General features: G+C 73.9%; 17 protein-coding genes. 9 read left to right on the top strand and 8 right to left on the bottom strand.

Annotation, left to right across the window (positions count from 1 at the left end):
* Positions 1-60 precede the first annotated feature (60 nt).
* From LZG04_RS37165 to LZG04_RS37155, 3 genes are all read left to right on the top strand, one after another.
* Positions 61-1,230 carry a serine hydrolase gene (locus LZG04_RS37165; protein WP_233826211.1) on the top strand — a complete coding sequence of 390 codons (1,170 nt, stop codon included), beginning with the start codon at positions 61-63 and terminating at the stop codon, positions 1,228-1,230.
* 33 nt (positions 1,231-1,263) lie between these two features.
* Entirely contained in the window at positions 1,264-2,043 is a 780-nt protein-coding gene (locus tag LZG04_RS37160) for a MerR family transcriptional regulator (protein WP_233826210.1), read from the top strand.
* Between the two features lie 648 nt (positions 2,044-2,691).
* Positions 2,692-5,937, top strand: a complete 3,246-nt coding sequence (locus LZG04_RS37155; protein WP_233826209.1) for a S8 family serine peptidase — start codon at positions 2,692-2,694, stop codon at positions 5,935-5,937.
* Between the two features lie 39 nt (positions 5,938-5,976).
* On the opposite strand, the gene LZG04_RS37150 is transcribed toward LZG04_RS37155, so the two are convergent.
* The 5 genes from LZG04_RS37150 to LZG04_RS37130 form a co-directional block, all read right to left on the bottom strand.
* Complete coding sequence (locus LZG04_RS37150) at positions 5,977-7,089, bottom strand: choice-of-anchor A family protein (RefSeq protein ID WP_233826208.1); 1,113 nt, start codon at positions 7,087-7,089, stop codon at positions 5,977-5,979.
* Between the two features lie 199 nt (positions 7,090-7,288).
* Entirely contained in the window at positions 7,289-7,720 is a 432-nt protein-coding gene (locus LZG04_RS37145; RefSeq protein WP_233826207.1) for an SSI family serine proteinase inhibitor, read from the bottom strand.
* A 61-nt stretch (positions 7,721-7,781) separates the two neighbouring features.
* Positions 7,782-9,395 (bottom strand): ATP-dependent DNA helicase RecQ, encoded by a 1,614-nt coding sequence (locus tag LZG04_RS37140; protein WP_233826205.1) that lies wholly within the window; start codon positions 9,393-9,395, stop codon positions 7,782-7,784.
* Positions 9,392-9,814: a DUF2243 domain-containing protein gene (locus tag LZG04_RS37135; RefSeq protein ID WP_233826204.1), complete on the bottom strand. Its 423-nt coding sequence runs from the start codon at positions 9,812-9,814 to the stop codon at positions 9,392-9,394. The genes LZG04_RS37140 and LZG04_RS37135 overlap by 4 nt, the downstream gene beginning before the upstream one ends.
* Positions 9,815-9,859: 45 nt before the next feature.
* On the bottom strand, positions 9,860-10,711 hold the full coding sequence (locus tag LZG04_RS37130) for a LysR family transcriptional regulator (RefSeq protein ID WP_233826203.1): 852 nt from the start codon (positions 10,709-10,711) through the stop codon (positions 9,860-9,862).
* 70 nt (positions 10,712-10,781) lie between these two features.
* Here LZG04_RS37130 and LZG04_RS37125 point away from each other — a divergent pair, with 70 nt between their 5' ends.
* The 5 genes from LZG04_RS37125 to LZG04_RS37105 all read left to right on the top strand — a co-directional run bounded on the left by LZG04_RS37125 (position 10,782) and on the right by LZG04_RS37105 (position 15,975).
* On the top strand, positions 10,782-11,666 hold the full coding sequence (locus LZG04_RS37125; protein WP_233826201.1) for a DMT family transporter: 885 nt from the start codon (positions 10,782-10,784) through the stop codon (positions 11,664-11,666).
* Positions 11,663-12,502, top strand: coding sequence for an alpha/beta fold hydrolase (locus tag LZG04_RS37120; RefSeq protein WP_233826199.1), 840 nt, complete (start codon positions 11,663-11,665; stop codon positions 12,500-12,502). The genes LZG04_RS37125 and LZG04_RS37120 overlap by 4 nt, the downstream gene beginning before the upstream one ends.
* 97 nt (positions 12,503-12,599) lie before the next feature.
* Entirely contained in the window at positions 12,600-14,261 is a 1,662-nt protein-coding gene (locus tag LZG04_RS37115) for a discoidin domain-containing protein (RefSeq protein WP_233826198.1), read from the top strand.
* A 34-nt stretch (positions 14,262-14,295) separates the two neighbouring features.
* Positions 14,296-15,060 (top strand): SDR family NAD(P)-dependent oxidoreductase, encoded by a 765-nt coding sequence (locus LZG04_RS37110; RefSeq protein ID WP_233826196.1) that lies wholly within the window; start codon positions 14,296-14,298, stop codon positions 15,058-15,060.
* Positions 15,061-15,108: 48 nt separating this feature from the next.
* A complete protein-coding gene (locus tag LZG04_RS37105) occupies positions 15,109-15,975 on the top strand; it encodes a TIGR02569 family protein (protein ID WP_233826194.1) in 867 nt (288 codons plus the stop codon).
* On the opposite strand, the gene LZG04_RS37100 is transcribed toward LZG04_RS37105, so the two are convergent.
* The 3 genes from LZG04_RS37100 to LZG04_RS37090 form a co-directional block, all read right to left on the bottom strand.
* Entirely contained in the window at positions 15,864-17,369 is a 1,506-nt protein-coding gene (locus tag LZG04_RS37100) for an NAD(P)/FAD-dependent oxidoreductase (protein ID WP_233826193.1), read from the bottom strand. The two genes, LZG04_RS37105 and LZG04_RS37100, sit on opposite strands and share 112 nt — an antisense overlap.
* A 782-nt stretch (positions 17,370-18,151) precedes the next feature.
* The gene (locus LZG04_RS37095; protein ID WP_233826191.1) at positions 18,152-18,886 is read right to left on the bottom strand and encodes a transglutaminase-like domain-containing protein; all 735 of its coding nucleotides are present in this window, start codon (positions 18,884-18,886) and stop codon (positions 18,152-18,154) included.
* Between the two features lie 58 nt (positions 18,887-18,944).
* Entirely contained in the window at positions 18,945-19,628 is a 684-nt protein-coding gene (locus LZG04_RS37090; RefSeq protein ID WP_233826189.1) for a class I SAM-dependent methyltransferase, read from the bottom strand.
* Between the two features lie 78 nt (positions 19,629-19,706).
* Here LZG04_RS37090 and LZG04_RS37085 point away from each other — a divergent pair, with 78 nt between their 5' ends.
* Entirely contained in the window at positions 19,707-20,741 is a 1,035-nt protein-coding gene (locus LZG04_RS37085) for a peroxidase family protein (RefSeq protein WP_233826188.1), read from the top strand.
* Positions 20,742-20,782: the final 41 nt, after the last annotated feature.

The raw sequence follows: 20,782 nt of genomic DNA, 5'->3' as shown, positions 1-20,782 counted from the left end.
TGGGGATCCGGCGGCGGAAGGGGTTGACCTTGACCCGAGGTCAGGCCGGAGCCTGGCCGCATGACGGACAACAGCAGGGCGAGGGTTCGGCGGCGGGTGGTGGGCGTGGCGCTCGGCGTGGCGCTGGTGGCCGCGCCGGGAACGGCCACAGGCACCGGGGCGGAGCGACGCACCGAGGTCCGGGAGGCCGTCCAGGCGTTCGTCGACATCGGGTTCGCCGGGATGCAGGCGCGCGTGCACGACGAGCGGGGCGAGTGGGTCGGCAGTGCCGGGGTGCGCGAGCTGGGCGAGGCCACGCCGCCGTCGACCGAGGGGCGCTTCCGGATCGGGAGCAACACCAAGACCTTCGTGGCCACCTTGGTGCTCCAGTTGGTGGAGGAAGGCAAGGTCGGGCTGGACGCGCCGGTGGACGACTACCTGCCGAGGTTCGGGCTGGACCGGCGGATCACGGTGCGGATGCTGTTGCAGCACACCAGCGGGGTGTTCAACCACACCGGCGACCTCTACCCGGACGGGACGGTGGTGGCGGGGTTCCCCTCGACCGGCCCCGAGTGGGTGGACCAGCGGCTGCGCACCTACCGGCCCGACGAGCTGGTGCGGTTCGCGCTGACCAAGCCGGCGTTGTTCGCGCCGGGGACGGACTGGAACTACTCCAACACCAACTACACGGTGGCGGCGCTGCTGGTCGAAGGGGTCACCGGCCGTTCGTACGCCGAGGAGCTGCGACGGCGGATCCTGGGACCGTTGGGGCTGCGGGGCACCGTGGTGCCGGGCACCCGGACGGGCATCCCCGGGCCGCACGCCCACGCCTACTACCACTACCAGGACGCCGGTCAGTGGAAGACGGTCGACGTCACGCGCCAGAACCCGTCCCTGGTGTTCGGCGCCGGTGACCTGATCTCGACCACCAGGGACCTGCGGACGTTCTTCGCCGCGCTGAACAGCGGGAAGCTGCTGCCCGCCAGACTGCTGGCCCAGATGCGCACGCCCCACCCGGAAGTCGGTTACGGCCTCGGCCTGTTCGTGGAGACGGCGAGCTGCGGTATCACCGTCGTGCGCCACAACGGCAGCACGATCGGTTCCGGCGCGTTGATGTACAGCACGCTCGACGGCCGCACGACCCTGACCGCCTCCGTGACGGGCGGTGACGCCGACGTCGACCTGGTCGGGGATTTCCCCCGGGTGCTGCGACGGCTGGTCGACGCGGTGTTCTGCCCCGCCCGGGGTTGACCTTGACCTCGGGTCAGGCCGCACACTCGGCGCATGGCTGTCTCGACCAACGGGGTCACGATCGGGCAGGCGGCGGCGTTCGCCGGGGTCACCGTGAAGACCGTGCGGCACTACCACCGGCACGGCCTGCTCGACGAACCGCCCCGGGACGGCTCCGGCTACCGCCGGTACGGCTCAGCGGACCTGCTGCGGCTGGTCCAGGTCCGGACCCTGGCCGCCGCCGGCGTGCCGCTGGCGGAGGTGGGGCCGTTGCTGGACGCCGACGCGGAGCGGTTCACCGCCGCCCTGACCGTCGTCGAGCAGCGGCTCGACGACCGCATCGCCGAGCTGGTCGCCCGGCGGGCCCGGCTGCGGCGGCTCGCCGACGGCGACCGGCTCCTGCTGCCCGACCGCGCCCTGGCGGTCCTGGACCGGTTCGCCGACCTCGGCTTCAGCGCCGAGTACGTGGCCGGCCAACGAGAAGCGCTGGTGCTCGCCAGGGCGTTCTCGCCGGACTTCTTCGAGCTGTTCCTGACCAAGCTCGAACACCGGCTGGACCACCCGGGGTTCGTCGGGCTGGTCAAGCGGGCCTGGAACGCGCGCTCTTGGGATCCCGACGACCCGCGGCTCGCCGAGCTGGCGTCCGCGCTGGTGGACGCCCTGCTGTCCGACGACGAGCTGCTGGCGGTGCCGACGGGTCTGCGGCTGCCACCCGACGCCGCCACCCACTACGGCTTGATCAACCACCACCGCGAGGAGCGGGCCTGGGTGCGGTTGAACGCGCTCGTGGAAGCCGGACTGCGTGCCGCGGGCGTGCCCATCCCCCACCAGTAGGCATGTCGGCCGCACCGGCGCGGCCGTCCGGCGGCCGAGCGCGGAGGAGGCCGGGGTGGGGCGGACCGATTGCACCTCAACGGTGAGCGGCGCGACGTGGACCTGCCCGCGCGGACGCCGCTGCTGTCCCCGTGCTGCACCCGTCCGGGTTGCGGGCGCAGGTCAGGGCCGGGTGATGGACGCGTTCGTCGACCGTGTCGGGTGCGCAGGTCACCGTGCAGGACGGCCGGGTCGTGCGGTCGTCGTTCCGGGACTGCGCGTGGGCGCGCGTCGACCGGGCACCCGGGATCGACGTGGTGCTCGTTCGGTCCGACGCGCCGATCGGCGGCCTCGATCGCGTTCGCCGCCGGCAGGCCCGTCACCGGGATGCCGGTGCACGCCGAGGTGGGCCGGCCGGGAAAGCGCGTGGTCACGCGGTTGTGGGGGCGGGGCGAGCACTCGGTGGGGAGTTCCGGTGACCACGCGCACGAGCCGCCGATGGTGCATTCGGGTGGCCGAACACCCCGCCAACAGCCGCTGACCGCGCGGGGCGGTGATGGCTAGCGTCGAGGCCGTTGGGGGCTTCGACACTTCCGGTCCACCGCCACCGCGGGTCTGCGACGCCCCCCGGAGTGCGCGATGCACGCGCACCGGACTCGGGAGGTACGTGTGTCCAGACCACGAAAGCGCGGCACCGCCCTGGGAGCGCTCCTAGTCGCATCCGGGCTGCTCACCGCGTCGCTGACGGGCGTCGCCCGCGCGGAACCCGCGGTGGTGGGCGGTGGCGGGACCGGGGTGGTCGGCGGTGCGGGGTCCGGGTCGGCGGCGGCCGTTCAGCCGCGCACCGTCACGCTCATCACCGGCGACCGGGTCGTGGTGACCGGTGAGGCGGTCGGGTCGTTCCAGCCCGGCCCCGGCCGCGACCGGGTCACCTTCCACTCCACCCACCGGGACGGGCGGCTCAGCGTCGTGCCCGAGGACGCGGTCAGAGGGCTCGCCGCGGGCCGGTTGGACCCCCGGTTGTTCGACGTGACGGGCCTGATCGAGGCCGGGTACGACGACGCGCGCAGCGACCACCTGCCGCTGATCGTCACCGGCACGCCCACCACCGCCTTGCGCTCCGCCCGCGCGCTGCCCGGAGCGCTGGCCCTGCGCACACCCAAGGCCGATGCCGGCACCGCGTTCCGCGACCTGCTCGCCGACCCCGGCGTGACCAAGGTCTGGCTCGACGCCGTGCTCCGCCCCACCCTCGACCGCTCCACCGCCCAGATCGGCGCGCCCACCGCGTGGCGCTCCGGCCTGACCGGCAAGGGCGTGAAGGTGGCCGTGCTCGACGGCGGCGTCGACGGCGACCACCCCGACCTGCGGGGCAAGGAGGTCGCCGAGCGCAACTTCACCGACGAGCCCGACGCCACCGACCGCGACGGCCACGGCACGCACGTCGCCGCGACCATCGCGAGCGGTGACCGGACCTACCGGGGTGTCGCGCCCGACGCCCGGATCCTGGACGGCAAGGTGTGCGGCCGCGGCGGCTGCCCGGAGTCGGCGATCCTGGCGGGCGTGCAGTGGGCCGTGGACGAGGGCGCGGACATCGTCAACCTCAGCCTCGGCGGCTACGACTCCCCCGGCGTCGACCCGCTGGAGGACGCGATCAACCAGGTGACGGCGAAGACGGGCACGCTGTTCGTCGTCGCGGCGGGCAACGGCGGGCGGCCGAGGTCGATCGACTCGCCGGGCAGCGCGGACGCCGCGCTCACCGTCGGCGCGGTCCGGCACGACGACGACCTCGCCCACTTCTCCAGCCGCGGCCCCCGCAACGGCGACGACGCGGTGAAGCCCGACATCACCGCGCCCGGCCTGAACATCGTCGCCGCCAAGGCCGCCGAGGGCTTCCTCGGCACACCGGTCGGCCGGCGGCACACGGCCCTGTCCGGCACGTCGATGGCCACCCCGCACGTCGCGGGCGCGGCCGCGCTGCTGGCCCAACGGCACCCGGACTGGACCGGCGCGCAGCTCAAGGCCGCCCTCATGGCCTCCGCCGAGCCGAACCCGAACCTGGGCGTGTTCGACCAGGGCGCGGGTCGGGTCGACCTGACCCGCGCGATCACGGCCACCGTCGGTGCCGACCCGGTCAGCGTCACGTTCGAAGAGCAGTTGTGGCCCCACCACGACGACACACCGGTCACCAAGACCGTCACCTACCGCAACAACGGCCTGGAACCGGTCACCTTCGACCTCGCGGTGGAGCTGCGCGGCCCGAACGGCGCCGCGCCCGCCGGCCTGGTCACGGTGAACCCGGCGCACGTCACCGTGCCCGCCGGTGGCACGGCCGCCGTCGAGGTCACCGCGGACACCAGGGTCGGCGGGGTGGACGGCGTCTTCTCCGGCGTGCTGGTCGGCGGCCCCACGCGCGTCCCGGTCAGCCTGGCCCGCGAGGTGGAGAGCTACGACATCGCGCTCGAGCACGTCGACGCCGACGGCAACCCCGCGCTGGACAACTCGACCTCGCTCGTCGGCATGGACAACGACGTCTACGAGACGTTGTACGGCCCGGACGGCACGGCGACCGCACGCGTGCCCAAGGGCGAGTACATGGCCCGGACGGTGATCCGCAACTGGCCCAAGACCTGGGTGCTGGCCCGGCCGACGCTGACCGTGGACGCCGAGCACACCCGCTACACCTTCGACGCGCGGGTGGCCAAGCCGCTCAGCATCACCGCGCCGGACCCGACCGCGACGCCCATGATCGGCGACATCAACGTCTCCCGGCTGCTCAACGGCAGGCGGGTCGTGCTCAACACCGCGTTCATCGGCGGCTTCGGCGACATGGCGATCGGCCACGTCGGCCCCGCGCTGACCGACCAGGAGCTGACCGTCTCGTTCGGGGCCCAGTTCCAGAGCCCGCCGGTGGACGGGACGCCGACGCACTACCGGTTCCGCTGGATGGAGCAGGGCGCGGTGCCCACCGGGTACACCCGCGCGCCCACCCTGGCCGAGCTGACCGAGGTGCGCACGACGTTCGCGCCCGGCCCGGCCGACCGCCAGTACCTGCACAGCGGCAACGCCAGCCCGCCGGACGGCTCGGGCGGCTGGGCGGTGGGCCTGCCGGTGCCCTCGGGCGGCGCGGTGGTCGACCGGATCACCCCCGACCAGCTCACCTGGAGCTGGGGCTTCCAGCGGCTGTCGCCGCAGTACCGGATGGAGGCGGACTACTCGTCGTTCAACCGCCGCTACCGGCTGGGCGAGCGGTACTCGGAGCGGTTCGTGCGCCCGGTGCTCGGGCCGGGCCTGGCCGGGTACTCGGCGACCTACCTCGGCGTGCACGAGGACCGCGTCACGGCCCAGGTGCCGCTGATCAACGACCGCGACGGCAACCTGGGCCGGGGCGACTACCAGTCGGCGCGCACGTCGGTTCACCGGGACGGGCGGTTGGTGGGCCAGGTGCTCGACCAGTGGGGCGAGTTCTCCGTGCCGGAGGGTGAGGGCCGCTACCGGGTGGAGCACGACCTGGTCCGCGACCCGGCGGCGCACGAGCTGACCACGCGGGTGAGCGGTGCGTGGACGTTCCGGATGCGAACCCTGCCGGACGGGCAGGGCCGCCGGCTGCCGCTGTCGGTGGTGCGGTTCACCCCGGAGCTCGACGCGTCCGGCGGCACCCCGGCCGGGCGGCTGCTGCGCGTGCCGCTGACCGTGGAGCAGCAGGACGGCGCGGACAACGGCGAGGTGGGCCAGGTCCGGGTCGACGTGTCGTTCGACGACGGCAGGACGTGGCGGCGGGTGCCGGTCGCGGGTGGCGCGGCGTTCGTGCGGCACCCCCCGGTGGCCGGCTACGTCTCGCTGCGCGCGTCCGGGGCCGACAGCGACGGCAACACGTTCGAGCACTCGGTGATCCGCGCCTACAAGATCACCCGCTAGTCGCGCCCGGCCGGTGCCCCGGGCCGGTGGTCCGGGGCATCAGCCGCGCCGCCTGCGGGCGACCACGGCCAGCGCCGTCGTCCCCGCGACGAGCAGCAGGCCGCCGATCGCCACGCCGAGGCCGACGTCCGCGCCGGTGCCGGCCAGGCCCGCCTGTCCCGTGACGCGGTGGGTCGTCGTGGTCGGGGTGGCCGGCGTGGTGATGACGGTGGTGGTGGCCGTCGTGGTCTGGCCGACCGTCGTGGTGGTCGTGGACGACGTCGTGGTGGTCGACTGCGTGGTGGTGGTCGGCTCGGTCGTGGTGGTGGGCACGTGGCACGCGGGGAGGTCGCCGGTGAACGGGTAGGCGTGGAACTCGTTGCCCGTGCCGCCGCCGGTGCCGCCGTGGGTCAGCGAGCCGGTGGTGAAGAACCGGCCGGCCAGGCCGGGCACGGTCACCGTCGTCGTGCTCGCCGGGTGGCCCACCAACACGCTGCCCTGGAACTGGGCCGTGCCGCCGATCTCGGCGGAGGTGGCGTCGGGGAAGTTCCACAGCAGCCGCTCACGCATCCGGTTCAGCGGCCCCTCGTCGGTCAGCTCGCCGGTGTAGGTGACGATCCGCCGCGCGGCGCCGACCAGGTTCACCAGGACCGTGGCGCCCTCCGGCACGCCCGCGAACACCAGCCCCTGCTGGCCGCCGCTCGCGCCGGCCAGGTCGAAGTCGACGGTGAACACCTGGAGCGTCGACGTGCCGTCGCCGGTGAACAGGGTCTGGTAGCCCTGGTTGACCGCCGTGCCGGTGGTGGCCGCCGCCGCGTAGCAGGTGCTCGCGGCGGTCAGTTGCGCGGACAGCCCCGCGTACGGGGTGAACGCGGCGGGGTCGGGCCGGTCGACGCCGGTGATCGCGCCGGTCAGCGGTCCCGCGTGGTGCACGACACCGCCCTCGGCGAGCAGGGCCTGGCCGGGCGCGACGGTCACCGCGCCGCCGGTGACCAGGAAGTCCGTCCCGTCCGGCGGCGGCACGCGGGAGCCGACGCCGACGACGCCCACGTTGTAGACCGACGACGCGCCCGGCGCCTTGGCCAGGTCGAAACCGCCGCCCACGACCACCCGGCCCTCGGCCTCGGCCGCGCTCTGCCGGACCAGGAAGTCGCCGCCGACGAAGACGTTCACCGCCTCGTCCCGCCCGGCAGTGGGTCGGCGGCACCGACGCCGTGCAGCGCGACGACCGCGAGCAGCACCGCCGCGCCGACGGCTCCGAGCAGGTGGGTCCGTGCCATGCGATCCATGCTCGGCGGGCGACGGCCCGGCGCACGCCGAAACACCTCGGGCTACCCGCTCGGGGTGACGGACAGCCCTCGACGGGGTGAACTCACCCCCAGACCGGCAGCCACGCCTGCCAGCGGTCCTCCTCGCACGAGTTCACCCGGCTGAAGGTGGACGCGACCTCGACGCCGGACAGCACCCCGGACACCTTGGCGCGCTGCGGGCCGAAGACCCGGTCGTAGCAGTTCGCGGTCGGCGGTGGCGGCTTGACGGCGTCGGGCGACTTCCGGATGGCCTCGCACGCCTCCGTCGGCCGCGGGTGCGTGCCGCCGTCCGGGTCGCAGGTCAGGCGGTACTCCCGCACGGCCGGTGCGAGCGGGTCGTGCACGGACACGGTGAGGTCGGTGGTCGGCGACGCGGTCGCGACGGGGGCGAGCGCGCCGCCGAGGGCGGTCGCGACGGCCAGTGCGGCGAGCAAGCCGCGGGTCGACCTGGCGATGGGCACGGTGGTCTCCTCCAGCTGATCGGCGTTGATCACGGGGAATCCGAGCGGCGGCGCACCACCAGTGAACCACATGTCCACAGTGGACCGTGCCCGGTCAGAGGTCCGGGTGGCGACCCAGCACGTCGGCCTCGTGCACCGCTTCCAGCGACAACGTCTTGTAGCCGACGTCCTCGAACAGCACGGTGATCCGGTCGGCTTCGCTCTGCACCACGGTGCCCGCGCCGAACTCCGCGTGCCGCACGCGCGACTGCGCCGGGTACTCGGGGTTGGCCGACACACCGGTGCCCGCCTCGCCCCGCTCGCACGTGTCGCAGTTGCCGCACGCCCGCTCCAGCACCTCGCCGAAGTAGCCCAGCAGGTGCTGCCGGCGGCACGCCCTAGTCTCCGCGTAGGCCCGCACCACCTCGATCCGGGACTTGTCCAGGCGTTGCAGCCGCAGCGCCTCCTCCACGGCCAGGTCCGCCGCCCGCCGCGGCTCGGTCACCAGCCGGAACCGGGACTTGACCGCCTCGACCGCGTCGACCCGTTCCAGCAGGTTCACCCCGGAGGTGACCTTGCGGCGCGACTGCCCCATCTCCCGCGCCAGCTCGGTGACCCGCAGCCCGGGGTGCTGGCGCAGGAACCCGGCCAGCTCCACGAACGCCTCCCGGTCGACGTGCCGCGACTGGAGGAACCGCTGGAGCCCGAGGTCCTGCGGCCGGTGGAACAGCACCGCGCGGGCCGGTTCGCCGTCGCGCCCGGCGCGGCCGATCTCCTGGTAGTAGGCGTCCAGCGAACCGGGCGCGGAGGCGTGCGCGACGAACCGCACGTCCGGCTTGTCGATGCCCATGCCGAACGCCGAGGTCGCCACGACGACGTCCACCCGGCCGCGCATGAACGCGTCCTGCACGCGTTCCCGTTCGGCGGCCTTCATCCCGGCGTGGAACGGCTCGGCGTCCACGCCCGCCGCGACCAGCTCGTCCGCGTAACGACGGGCGTCCTTGCGCGTGGCCACGTAGACCAGGCCGGGCTTCGGCGCGTCACGCACCCAGTCGCGCACCGCGCGCCGCTTGTCGTCGTCCTCGACGAACGCGCGCACCTCCAGCGACAGGTTGGGCCGGTCGAACCCGACCGCCACCACGACGGTGTCGCGCATGCCCAGCTGGGTGATCACGTCCTCGCGCACGGTCGTGCCCGCGGTGGCGGTGAGCGCGAGCACGGGCGGGCGGCCGACCTTCTCCACCGCGGCGCTCAGCCGCAGGTAGTCGGGCCGGAAGTCGTGGCCCCACGCGGACACGCAGTGCGCCTCGTCCACCACGAACAACGCCGGTTCGCCCAGCCGTTCCAGCACGTCGGGCTTGGCCAGCTGCTCGGGCGAGACGAACAGGTACCGCACCTCGCCGCGCGCCACCGCCTCCCACGTGGCCTGGTTGTCCACTTCGGACTGGGCCGAGTTGACCAGCGCGGCGGGCGGCGCGCCGTGGTCGCGCAGGGCGGCGACCTGGTCGCGCTGCAACGCGATCAACGGCGACACCACGACGACCAGCCCGTCCAGCAGCACGCCGGGCACCTGGTAGACGGCCGACTTGCCCGCGCCGGTGGGCAGCACGACGAACACGTCCCGCCCCGCCAGCACCTGCTCCATGGCGTCGATCTGCTCGTCGCGCAGCTCTGCCCACCCGAACACGTCCCCGGCGGCCTCGCGCAGCCGTTCCCGCACCGTGCTCACCGGCCCACCCGCTCCCGCGCCACGAGCGCGCCGACCGCGACCAGCACCGCGCCCAGCGCGAGGAACCCGAGGTCGTAGGCCAGTTCGTGCGGCCCGGTGCGGACGTGGTGCACACCCAGCACCAGGTGGTCCACCACCCCTTCGACCAGGTTGAACACGCCCCAGCCGGCCAGCACCCCGCCCCACAGCGCGCGGGCGGGCACCGTGCCCGCCCGGTTGAGCAGCGCCACGCCGACCAGCACGAGCAGCAGGCACAACAGGTGGAACAGCCCGTCACCGACCATGTTCCGGTGCGGGTCGTCCGGGTACCAGCCGGACAGCATGTGGTGCCAACCCAGGAGCTGGTGGATGACGATGCCGTCCACGAACCCACCGATCCCCGAGCCGAGCACCAGCGCCGCTCGCGCGCCTCTCGTCATGGCCCGGGAGTTGCCCGCGCGCCCGAGCTCAAACTCCGGCCCGCGTCACACCGGGCGCGCGGAGTCGACCAGTGCGGTGACGGCGGGGTGCCACTCGCGTCCCGGAGGTCCGGCGGCCACCAGCCGGCGCACCACCCGCGGCCGCAGCGGCACCAGGGTCAGCCCCGGCACCAGCATCGAGGCCACCAGGCCCGGCACGATCGAGACGCCGACGCCGGCCCGCACCATCGCCAGCAGCGTGCCCAGCTCGCGCACCCGGTGCAGCGGGTCGAACGGCAGGCCCGCGTGCACCTGCCGCACGTGCCGCTCGCACCCGCCGCACGACAGCAGGAACGGGTCGTCGGCCAGGTCGGCCACGTGCACCTCGCCCACCCCGGCCAACGGGTGGTCGGTGCGCACCAAGGCGTGGAACGCGTCCTCGCCCACCAGCACGCCGTCACCGGGCGGCGGGTCGACCACCACGGCCATCTCCACCGTGCCGTTGGCCAGCCACTCGGCCACCTCGTCGTCCTCGCCCTCGAACACCCGCACGCGCACGTGCGGGAACTCCACCTCCCACCGGGCCATCAGGTCGGGCAGCAGCCCTTGGCACACGGTCGGCGGCGCGGCCAGCTTGATCGTGCCCCGGGCCGCGCCGCCGCGCCGCGCGGCCAGGTCGGTGATCGCCACCGACGCGGCCACGGCGACCCGCGCGTGCGCCACGACCTCCGCGCCGAACGCGGTCGGCCGGGGTTTGCCGCGCCGGATGAGCACCGGGTGGCCGAGCGCGCGTTCGAGCGCGGCCACGGCGTGCGACACGGCGGACTGCGTGACGCCCAACGCCTCGGCGGCCGTGCCGAAGCCGCCCTCGTCCACCACGGCGAGGAACGCGCGGAGCTGCGCGAGGTTCAGGGCCATGAACAACTCTCATGAGCAGGTGCGGGTCACTTGTTGGACTCATCCTCGCAGGCCCGGCGATCCTCGCCCGGTGCAGACCTCCGGGAAGTTCGTGCTGCTGTCCGCGATCTGGGGCGGCAGCTTCGCGTTGATCAAGGTGGCGGTGGACGCGGGCGTGCCCCCGGTGTGGGTGGCGTTGTCCCGCTGCCTGTTCGGGGCGCTCGCGCTGTGGGCGATCTGCCTGGCGCAGGGCGCGGCCGTGCCGCGGGACCGCCGCACCTGGGGTCACGCGGCGGTGGTCGCGGTGCTGCTCAACGCCGCGCCGTTCACGCTGCTCGCGCACGGCGAGACGCGGATCAGCTCCGTGCTGGCCGGCGTGTTCAACGCCACCACGCCGTTGACCACGCTGGTGTTCGTGCTGCTGATCGTGCCGAGCGAGCGGATGACGCGGGCGCGGGTGGCCGGGCTGCTGGTCGGCTTCACGGGGGTGCTGGTGGTGCTGGGCGCGTGGCGCGGGCTCGGGGATGACGTCGTCGAAGGCAGCCTCGCGTGCCTGGCCGCGACCGCGTGCTACGGCGCGGGTTTCGCCTACACCCGCCGGTTCTTCTCCGGTGGCGACCACAGCGCGAGCGCGCTGTCGGCCGTGCAGATCACGTGCGCGACGCTGCAACTGGCCCTGGTCGCGCCCGCGTTGGGCGGGGTGCCGTCGTGGCCGGGCGTGCCGGCGGCGGTGGCGTTGCTCGTGCTGGGCGCGGTGGGCACGGGGCTGGCGTACGTGCTGAACCTCGACGTGATCCGGGCGGCCGGGCCCGCGGTGGCCTCGACGGTCACCTACGTCACGCCGTTGTGGTCGACGGCGGTCGGCGTGGTGCTGCTCGGCGAGCCCGCGGGCTGGACCACGCTGGTCGGCGGCGCGGTCGTGATCGCGGGTGTGCTGCTGGCCCGGTCGAAGCCGAATGTGAGGATCTCCGCATGAACGCGATCTTCGTCTTCGTGCCCGGCTCCAACAGCAACTCGTTCCACTTCTCGCCCCTGCTGCGCGAACTGGCCCTGCTCGGCCACCGCGCGCTCGCCGTCGACCTGCCCGGGCACGGCTTCGACGCCACGTTCGCCGCGTCCTACCAGGCGCCTCAGGACCCGGCGGCGCTGGCCGTCGAGCCGGCCGGGCTGACGGGCGCGACGCACGCCGACAACGTCGCGCACGTGGTCGACGTGGTGCGGCGGGCGGGCGAGCACGGGCCGGTGGTCCTCGTCGGGCACAGCCGGGGCGGGATGACCGTGACCGGGGTGGCGAACGCCGTGCCCGAGCTGCTGCACCGGGTCGTGTACGTGTCCGCGTGGTGCTGCGTCGACCTGAGCGCCGGCGGGTACATGGCGGAGCCGGAGTACGCGTCGAGCGCGCTCAACGACCTCGGTGCGGGCCTGCTCGCCGGCGACCCGGCGGCGCTGGGCGTGCTGCGGATGAACTGGCGCACCGCCGACCCGGACCTGCTGGCCAAGCTGAAGACCGCGATGCTGGCCGACGGCACGGACGCGCAGTTCCTGGCCGCGCTGAACACCCTGGAGCCGGACGAGGGCCTGGACGCGGGCAGCGACCGCGTCGACCCGGGTGCCTGGGCACGCCTGCCGCACACCTACGTCCGGCTGAGCGGCGACCGCTCGATCCCGGTCGAGTTGCAGGACCGGTTCATCCGCGAGGCCGACGCCCTGCTGCCCGACAACCCGTTCGACGTGCGCACGCTCGACACCAGCCACCTGGGCTTCCTGGTCCGCCCGCAGCGGACGGCCGCGCTGCTGGCCGAGCTGGCGTAGTTCCCGGTCCGACCCGAGAATCCGGTCTGTCGACTTATTGCGTGATGCTGCTCACTTCTTGCATCCTGGTGTCGTCCCTCCAACGAAGGAGCGTGCGGTGCCCCTGTCACGCAGGACGTTTCTCGGGTCGGCCCTGGCCGCCTCCGCCCTGGCCGCCACGTCGAGCCCCGCGACCGCGGCGAGCCCTCCCGGCGACGTGGTCGGCAAGATCACCGTCGGCTACCAGGGCTGGTTCGCCGCCCGGGGCGACAACTCCCCGATCGACGGCTGGTGGCACTGGAGCGACGACTGGAGCAGGCCGCCGTCGCCGACCAACCACGCGCTCCAGTCGTGGCCGGACATGACCGACTACGCGGCGAGGTACCCGACCGCGTTCGGCGCCCTGGGCGACGGTCGACCGGCGACCGTGTTCTCCAACCACGACTACCAGACCGTGGACGTGCACTTCCGCTGGATGCGCGAGTACGGCTGCGACACCGCCGCGCTCCAGCGGTTCGACCCGACCGGCGGCGAGGGCCCGATCCGCGACGCCGTCACCGCGCACGTGCGGCGGGCCGCCGAGGCGCACGGCGTGAAGTTCTACGTCATGTACGACGTCACGAACTGGACGAACATGCAGTCGGAGATCAAAGCCGACTGGACGGGCAAGATGCGGGCGCACACCTCGTCCCCCATGTACGCCCGCCAGAACGGCAAGCCCGTGGTCTGCGTGTGGGGCTTCGGCTTCAACGACCCCGGCCGGCCGTTCACCCCGCAGCAGTGCCAGGACGTGGTCGACTGGTTCAAGGGCCAGGGCGTCTACCTGATCGGCGGCGTGCCCACGCACTGGCGGCGCGAGGTCGAGGACTCGCGGCCCGGGTTCGGCGGCGTCTACCGCAGCTTCCACATGCTCTCGCCGTGGATGGTGGGCCGGATCGGCAACGCCGCCGACTCCGACCACTTCTACGCGAACGTGAACTCACCCGACCAGGCGGAGTGCGACCGCCTCGGCATCGACTACCAGCCGTGCGTCCTGCCCGGCGACCTCTCCCGGAGGCAGCGGGCGCACGGCGACTTCATGTGGCGGCAGTTCTACAACATGGTCCGCCTGGGCGCACAGGGCCTCTACATCTCCATGTTCGACGAGTACAACGAGGCCAACCAGATCGCCAAGACACCGGAGACGCAGGCGGGCATCCCGGTCGGCTCCGGGTTCCTGGCATTGGACGAGGACGGCACGCGCTGCTCGTCGGACTACTACCTGCGGCTCACCGGGGACGGCGGCCGGATGCTCAAGGGGCAGCTCGCGCTGACCGCCGTCCGCCCCACCAAGCCGATGCCCACCGACACCCCGCCGGTCGAGCGCGACCTGGCCGCGGGCCGGCCCACCACGCAGAGCAGCCAGACCCAGCACTACGGCAGCCAGTACGCGGTGGACGCCGACCCGAACAGCTACTGGGAGAGCGCGAACGGCGCGTTCCCGCAGTGGATCGGGGTGGACCTCGGCACGGTGGCCGCGCCCCGCCGGATGACGTTGAGCCTGCCGCCGAACCCGGCGTGGGGCAGGCGGACCCAGACCATCGCGGTGGAGGCGAGCGCGGACGGCTCGGCGTTCACCACGGCCGTCGGCGCGACCGGGTACGTGTTCGACCCGGCGACCGGCAACGCGGTCACCGTCGCCCTGCCCGCCGGGCTGAGCGCGCGGCACGTGCGGCTGCGGTTCAGCGGGAACACCGGGTGGCCCGCCGGGCAGCTCGCGCGGTGGCAGGTGCACGGCTGAGCCGTGGGAACGCTCCCAGGATAGGCTCCGGCGCATGGTGAGCGTTCTGGTCACGGGGTCGGCGGACGGTATCGGGCGCGAGACGGCGGCGACGCTGGTGGCGCAGGGCCACCGGGTCGTGCTGCACGCGCGGGACGAGGCGAGGGCCGAGGACGCGACGGCCGCCGTGCCCGGCGCGGCCGGCGTGCTGGTCGGCGACCTCGCGTCCCTCGCGCAGACCAGGGCGCTCGCGGCCGCCGCCGCCGAGGGCTTCGACGTGGTCGTCCACAACGCGGGGCTGGGCGGCGGGCTGCCCCAGCGGACCGTCACCGAGGACGGACTGGAGCTGTTGTTCCAGGTCAACGTGCTCGCGCCCTACCTGCTCACGGCCCTGGTGCCCCGGCCTCGGCGCGTGGTGTACCTGACGTCGGGGCTGGAGGCGCGGGGCGTGGCCGACCTCGACGACCTCCAGCACGAGCGCGGCCCGTGGGACGGCATGCAGGCGTACTCGGACTCCAAGCTGCTGGACGTGGTGCTGGCGTTCGCGGTGGCGCGCCGGTGGCCGGACGTGCTGAGCAACGCCGTCGACCCGGGCTGGATCAAGACCAAGCTCGGCGGCCCGGACGCCACCGACGAGCTGCCGATCGGCGCGGACACCCAGGTGTGGCTGGCCACCGCCGACGAGCCCGCCGCCACCGTGACCGGCCGCTACTTCAAGTGGCGCCGGGAGCTGCGGGCCAACCCCGCCGCCTACGACGTGGACGTGCAGGAACGCCTGCTGGACGCGTGCGCGGAGCTGACCGGCGTCAAGCTCCCGTAACCGGCCGCCAGGCGAACGCCGGCGGCGGGGTTGCTTACGATCTCGTCCGTGCCGAGGCCCCCGCAGACCGTGTTGGCCGCGTTCGGCGTCACCGCCGAGCCCGTCGTGCTGCCGGGCGGTCGGGGCGGCACGTGGCGTGCCGGTGAGCTCGTCCTCAAGCCGGTGGACTTCGAGCCGGAGACGCGGTGGCGGTCCGACGTGCTCGCCGCGCTGCCGCCGTCGCCCGCGTTCCGGGTCGCGCCGCCCGTGCGGTCGGTGTCCGGTGACTGGGTGGCCGACGGGTGGGAGGCGTGCCGGTTCGTGGCCGGCGAGCCGGACGTCGGCCGGCCGGACGACGTGCTGCGGGCCGGGATCGCGTTCCACGACGCCGTGCGCGACCTGCCCCGACCCGCCTACCTCGACCTGCGGGACGACCCGTGGTCGTTCGGCGACCGGGTCGCCTGGGAGGAGTCGCCCGCCGACGTGGGCCCCGCGGCCCTAGAGCTGCTGGAACCGCTGGTCGCGGCCCGCCGCCCGGTGGAGCTGCCCGCCCAGGTCGTGCACGGCGACCTGCCCGGCAACGTGCTGTTCGCCCCCGGCCTGGCGCCCGCCGTGATCGACTGGCCGCCGTACTGGCGGCCCGCGTCGTGGGCGGCGGCGGTCGCGGTGGCGGACTGCCTGTGCTGGTACGGCGCCCCGCCGGGCCTGGTCGACCGGTGGTCGCACCTGCCGGCGTGGGACCAGGTGCTGCTGAGGGCCTTGATCTACCGGATCGCCACGCACGACCGGGCCGTCGGTGACCCGCCCGCGGACCGGCTGCGCGCCTACCGGCCCGTGGTCGACCTGGTCGTGGCCCGGCTCAGCCGCGCGCGGGGCGTGCCGACGAGCTCCCGGCCGAGGTCGCCGCGCAACGTCGACACCGCGTCGAGCACGTAGTTCTGCCGCACCCGCCACGGGCCGCGGTCACCCTGCCGGGGGAAGGCGTCGACGGCCCGCTGGATGTACCCGGAGGCCAGGTCGAGCAGCGGGCGGCGGGCCAGGGGGCGGTCGGGCTCCGGCACGACGGACGCGTACCCGTGCCGGTCCATGTGCCTGACCACCCGGCACACCAGGCGTGAGGTCAGGTCGGCGCGCAACGTCCAGGAGGCGTTGGTGTAGCCGACGCAGACGGCGAGGTTCGGCAGCCCGGTGATCATCGCGCCACGCCAGATGACCTGCTCGGACAGCTCCACCCGCCGCCCGTCCACGCTGGGCGCGATGCCGCCGAGCGCGAGCAGGCGCAGGCCGGTGGCCGTGACGACGATGTCCGCGGGCAGCTCCCGGCCCGACCGCAGCCGCACGCCGTCGGGCGTGAACGTGTCGACGTGGTCGGTGACGACCGACGCGCGGCCGGTCTTGAGCGCCCGGAACAGGTCGGCGTCCGGGATCGCGCACAGCCGCTGGTCCCACGGGTCGTAGGTGGGCGTGAAGTGCTCGCGGACGGTGTCCGCGTCCCGCAGCGCCTTGGTGTTGAGGCGGGTGAGCAGCTTGCGCGCGGCCCGCGGCCGGCGGCGGCAGAACTGGTAGAACGCCAGCCCGAACAGGATGTTCTTGGTGCGGATCAGCCGGTGCGCGGCGGCGGCGGGCAGCAGCGCGCGGGCCCGGTCGGCGAGCTTGTCGCGGCCGGGCACCACCCCGATCCACGTCGGCGACCGTTGCAGCATGGTGACGTGCGCGGCGGTCGCGGCCATCGCCGGCACCAGCGTCACCGCCGTCGCCCCGCTCCCGATGACGACCACCCGCTTGCCCGCGTGGTCGAGGTTTTCGGGCCAGAACTGCGGCCGCACGACCTCGCCGCGGAACGACTCGACGCCGGGGAACACCGGGTCGTGGCCCTGCGCGTAGTCGTAGTAGCCGGTGCAGGAGTAGAGGAAGTCGCAGGTGATCACGTCCTCCGAGACGCCGCCGTCCTCCTCGTGGCGGCGGACCGTCACCGTCCACCGGGCGGTCTCGGTGGAGAAGTCGGCGGCGACCACCCTGGTCCGGTAGCGCACGAGCCGGTCGATGCCGAACTCCGCCGCGGTCCGGCGGATGTAGTCGAGGATCGACGGGCCGTCCGCGATCGACTGCGCCTCGCGCCACGGCTTGAACGGGTAGCCGAGGGTGAACATGTCCGAGTCCGACCGGATGCCCGGGTAGCGGAAGAGGTCCCACGTCCCGCCCATCGCGTCGCGGGCCTCGAGGATCGCGACGGACTTGTCCGGGCACTCGGTGCGCAGCCGGCAGGCCGCGCCGACACCGGACAGTCCGGCGCCCACGATCACGACGTCGAGGTGCTCGGGAGTGGTCATGCCCCTCAGTGTGGTGGACCGGCCGGGGACGTTCTTGACCGGGGACGACAAGTACTGCCCCTGGACGACCTGACGGTGGTCCGCTCGGCGGGGTCGACCTGCTGGTGTCGGACCGGGCGGTCGCGGCCGTGCTGGAGCCGGCCGCCGCCGGGTTTGGGGCTGCCCGGACCTCGCCTGCGCGTGGCGGCGCGGCAGGACTTCGGCATGCTCGGCCCGCCGGCGCCGGCCATCGGAGAACTCGCCGACCGCGGCGGACGCGCTGGCGTGCTCCCTGTCCGTGCACGCCCGGTCGTTGAGCCTGGCACTGGTGGACGACCCCTACGGCACGCCGCACTACGGCGTGCCGCCCGAGCTTCCGGTCTCGCCGCAGGCGATCGACCTGGGCCTGGGTTTCCCGCACCGGTCGATCACCTACCTGGTGGGCGGACCGTACGGGTCGCGCAGCGTGGAGCTGCCGTACCCCCCGGCGGCCCCGCCCGCGGTGCACGAGAGTTTTTCGGGGCGACGTCCACACCGGACGGGACGCGCCGCTGCCACGCGCCCTGCTGGACCGGGAGCCGGCGGGCGGCGACGAACGGGCGTGGCGGTTGGCGCCGGCGTTCCTCGCCGAGCGGACCGCCTCCTACCTGGCCGTGATGCACCGCCTCGGCCCCGGTACGCGGCTCAGCGCAGCACGACCTCCACCGGCGACTGAGCGGCCTGGTCGAGCGACGTGATCACGGGTGGCACGCGGTAGGGTCCGGCCTCGAAGAGCGCCGCCAGGTCCGTGCCGGGAGCCCGCATCAGGGCGGCCAGCTCGTCGGCGGCGGTGATGTCCTCTCGGACAGTTCGGGCGCGTCGCTCAACGGGCCCCACAGGTCCCAGAGGATCATCTCGTGCTTGTTCAGCGACGCGAGGTCCTGCACGAGGTCGTGCCGCACCTGGGTCAGCCCGCGCGTGCCGGGCACGGTCAGCTCCGGCGACACCGCGAACCGGTCCGGGGCGATCGCACCCGACCGCGCCGCCCGCCACGCGTCGGCCCCGACCAGGAACCGGTCGCGCGGCACGTCCATCAGGTCCACCTCCCCGTCGGCGAACTGCGGGTCGACCAACCGCCACCGCTCTCCGTCCCACACCTCGGCCACCACGTGGTCCAAGTACCACCCGGGCACGAGGTACCCGGCGAACCCGACCCGCGACCGCGCCGGCACGCCGTGGTGGCGTGCCATCGACACGAACAGCAACGTGAAGTCGCGGCAGCACCCCACGATCCGCTCCGTCGTCGCGCGCCGCTGCCCCAACGGCGCCGGGTTGAGCTCGTGCAACCGGGCGAACATGTCCGCCGCGTACCGGAGGTCGACCTCCGCCAGCCGCTCCACCGGGAACCCGTGCTCGGTGATGGGCCCGTTGCCCCAGTAGTGGAACACCAACCCGGACGCGACCCGCCGCCACTGCGCCGAACCCGTCCCGACCTCGTCCAGCCACCCGGCCAACGGACCGGGATCGCTGAACCGGCTGTGCGTGGTGTAGTCGATCATGCGCGCTCCCCCTCGGTACTGTCTCGCCGCCTGTTTAACGCGTGCCCCAGGGGCACGGTCAAGCGGTGACGGTGAACAGCACGTAGCCGTAGCTCAACTCCCGCCGACCGGGGTGGGCGCGGACCCAGCCGTCCACCACCTCGCCGGGGAACTCGATGCGCAGCACGGCTTCCAGTTCCGCCGCGTCACGGCACCGCCACGACGACATCACCTCGGTCCGCGCCGCGCCCCGCGCCCGCCACCACGCGTCGGTCGTGCCGGCGGTCCCCTGCGCGGACGCCCACGGCGAGGCGGCGAGCAGGTCGGCGAACTCGCCGTGCCGCCAGTCGTTGTCGATCACGACCAACGTGCCGCCGGGGCGCAGCACGCGGCGCACCTCGGCCAGACCGGGCCCGCAGTCCGGCGGGAAGAAGTAGGCGAACCGGGCGTGCACGACGTCCACGCTCGCGTCGGGCAACGGCAGGTGCTCGGCCGAACCGTGCCGCGCGCTCCCCCGGCCCGCGGCCCTGGCCAGCAGGTCCGGGTCCGGCTCGACCCCGATCACCTCGGCCGCGTCCGCCGCGTACCGCGGCAGCCAGAACCCCGTGCCGCAGCCGAGGTCGAGCAGCGTCCGCCCGCTCCAGTCGGCCTGCTCGCGCAGCGCGCGCCACAACCGCCCGTCAGGGTCGATCGCCTCGTTCTCCCGCTCGTAGAGGTCGGGGTGGTCGGCGATGTTGGGCGCGCGGTGGAAGTCGGGGAACACGCCGTCACGGTAAGGGATGAGGCAGGGCGGCACGCGGCGGAATTCACAGGTTCTCTCAGGAAGGGCCCGACCTGCGGGTTGCCCGGCCGGGTCGTGGACGAGCTGGCGCTGCGCGGGCTCACCGGGCAGCGGTTGTTCGCCGCGGCGCGGGAGCAGGTGGTGCGCCACTACCAGTGGATGCTGCGCACCGACTTCCTGCCGCGCATCGTGGACCCGGCGATCGTGGACGACGTCTTCACCCGCGGCCGGCGGTTCTTCGAGGCACCCGGCCGCGGCACGCCGCACGGCCTGCACCCGACGATGCCGCTGGAGTTCTCGGTGGCCGCGTACCGGTTGGGGCACAGCATGATCCGGGACGCCTACCAGTGGAACCGGGTGTTCACCACGACCGGTCCGGCCACGCTGTTCCTGCTGTTCGCCTTCACCGGCACGTCCGGCAACTTCGACCCGGGGTCGGCGCTGCCGGACCTGGACGACCCGAACTCGGGAGCGGTCGACACCCTGCCGACGAACTGGATCGCCGACTTCCGCCGGCTGTACGACTTCACCGAGGCCGACCGGCCGGACCTCGCGCCGCCCACCGCCGACGGCGGCAACGTGACCAAGCGGGTGGACAGCCTGCTGGTCAACCCGCTGACGCGGCTGCCGGCGGGCACGTTCGACGGTCGTGGCAGCGAGATCCCGGAGATCCAGCGCAACCTGGCGTTCCGCAACCTGACCCGGGCGGACATGGTGCGGCTGGCCGGCGGGCAGCAGATGGCCGGGTTCCTGGGCGTGCCCGCGTTGACCGAGGAGCAGATCCTCGTCGGCGACCGGGGCGCGTCGCTGGAGTCGTTGACCGACGCGCAGAAGGCCGCGGTGACCGCCGCGACCCCGTTGTGGCTGTACGTGCTGCGCGAGGCGGAGTTCCACGGCGGCAGGCTCGGGCCGGTCGGCGGCCGGATCGTGGCCGAGGTGTTCCACCGCGCCATCGAGGGCAGCCGCACGTCGATCGTGCGCGAGCCGTCGTGGCGGCCGGAGTTCGGGCCGGACGCGCGGACGTTCCGGATGACGGACCTGCTGCTGTTCGCGTTCGAGGGCAAGGCCGACCTGCTCAACCCGCTCGGCGACTGACCCCGGTGGTGGGGGGCCCCCCGGGGCGCCCCCCCCCCAAC

Source organism: Saccharothrix sp. S26 (assembly GCF_021390395.1).
In the GTDB taxonomy this organism is placed as follows: Bacteria; Actinomycetota; Actinomycetes; order Mycobacteriales; family Pseudonocardiaceae; genus Actinosynnema.
The sequence above is the reverse complement of the archived record's forward strand: the minus strand, read 5'-3'. Positions and strand labels throughout refer to the sequence as shown.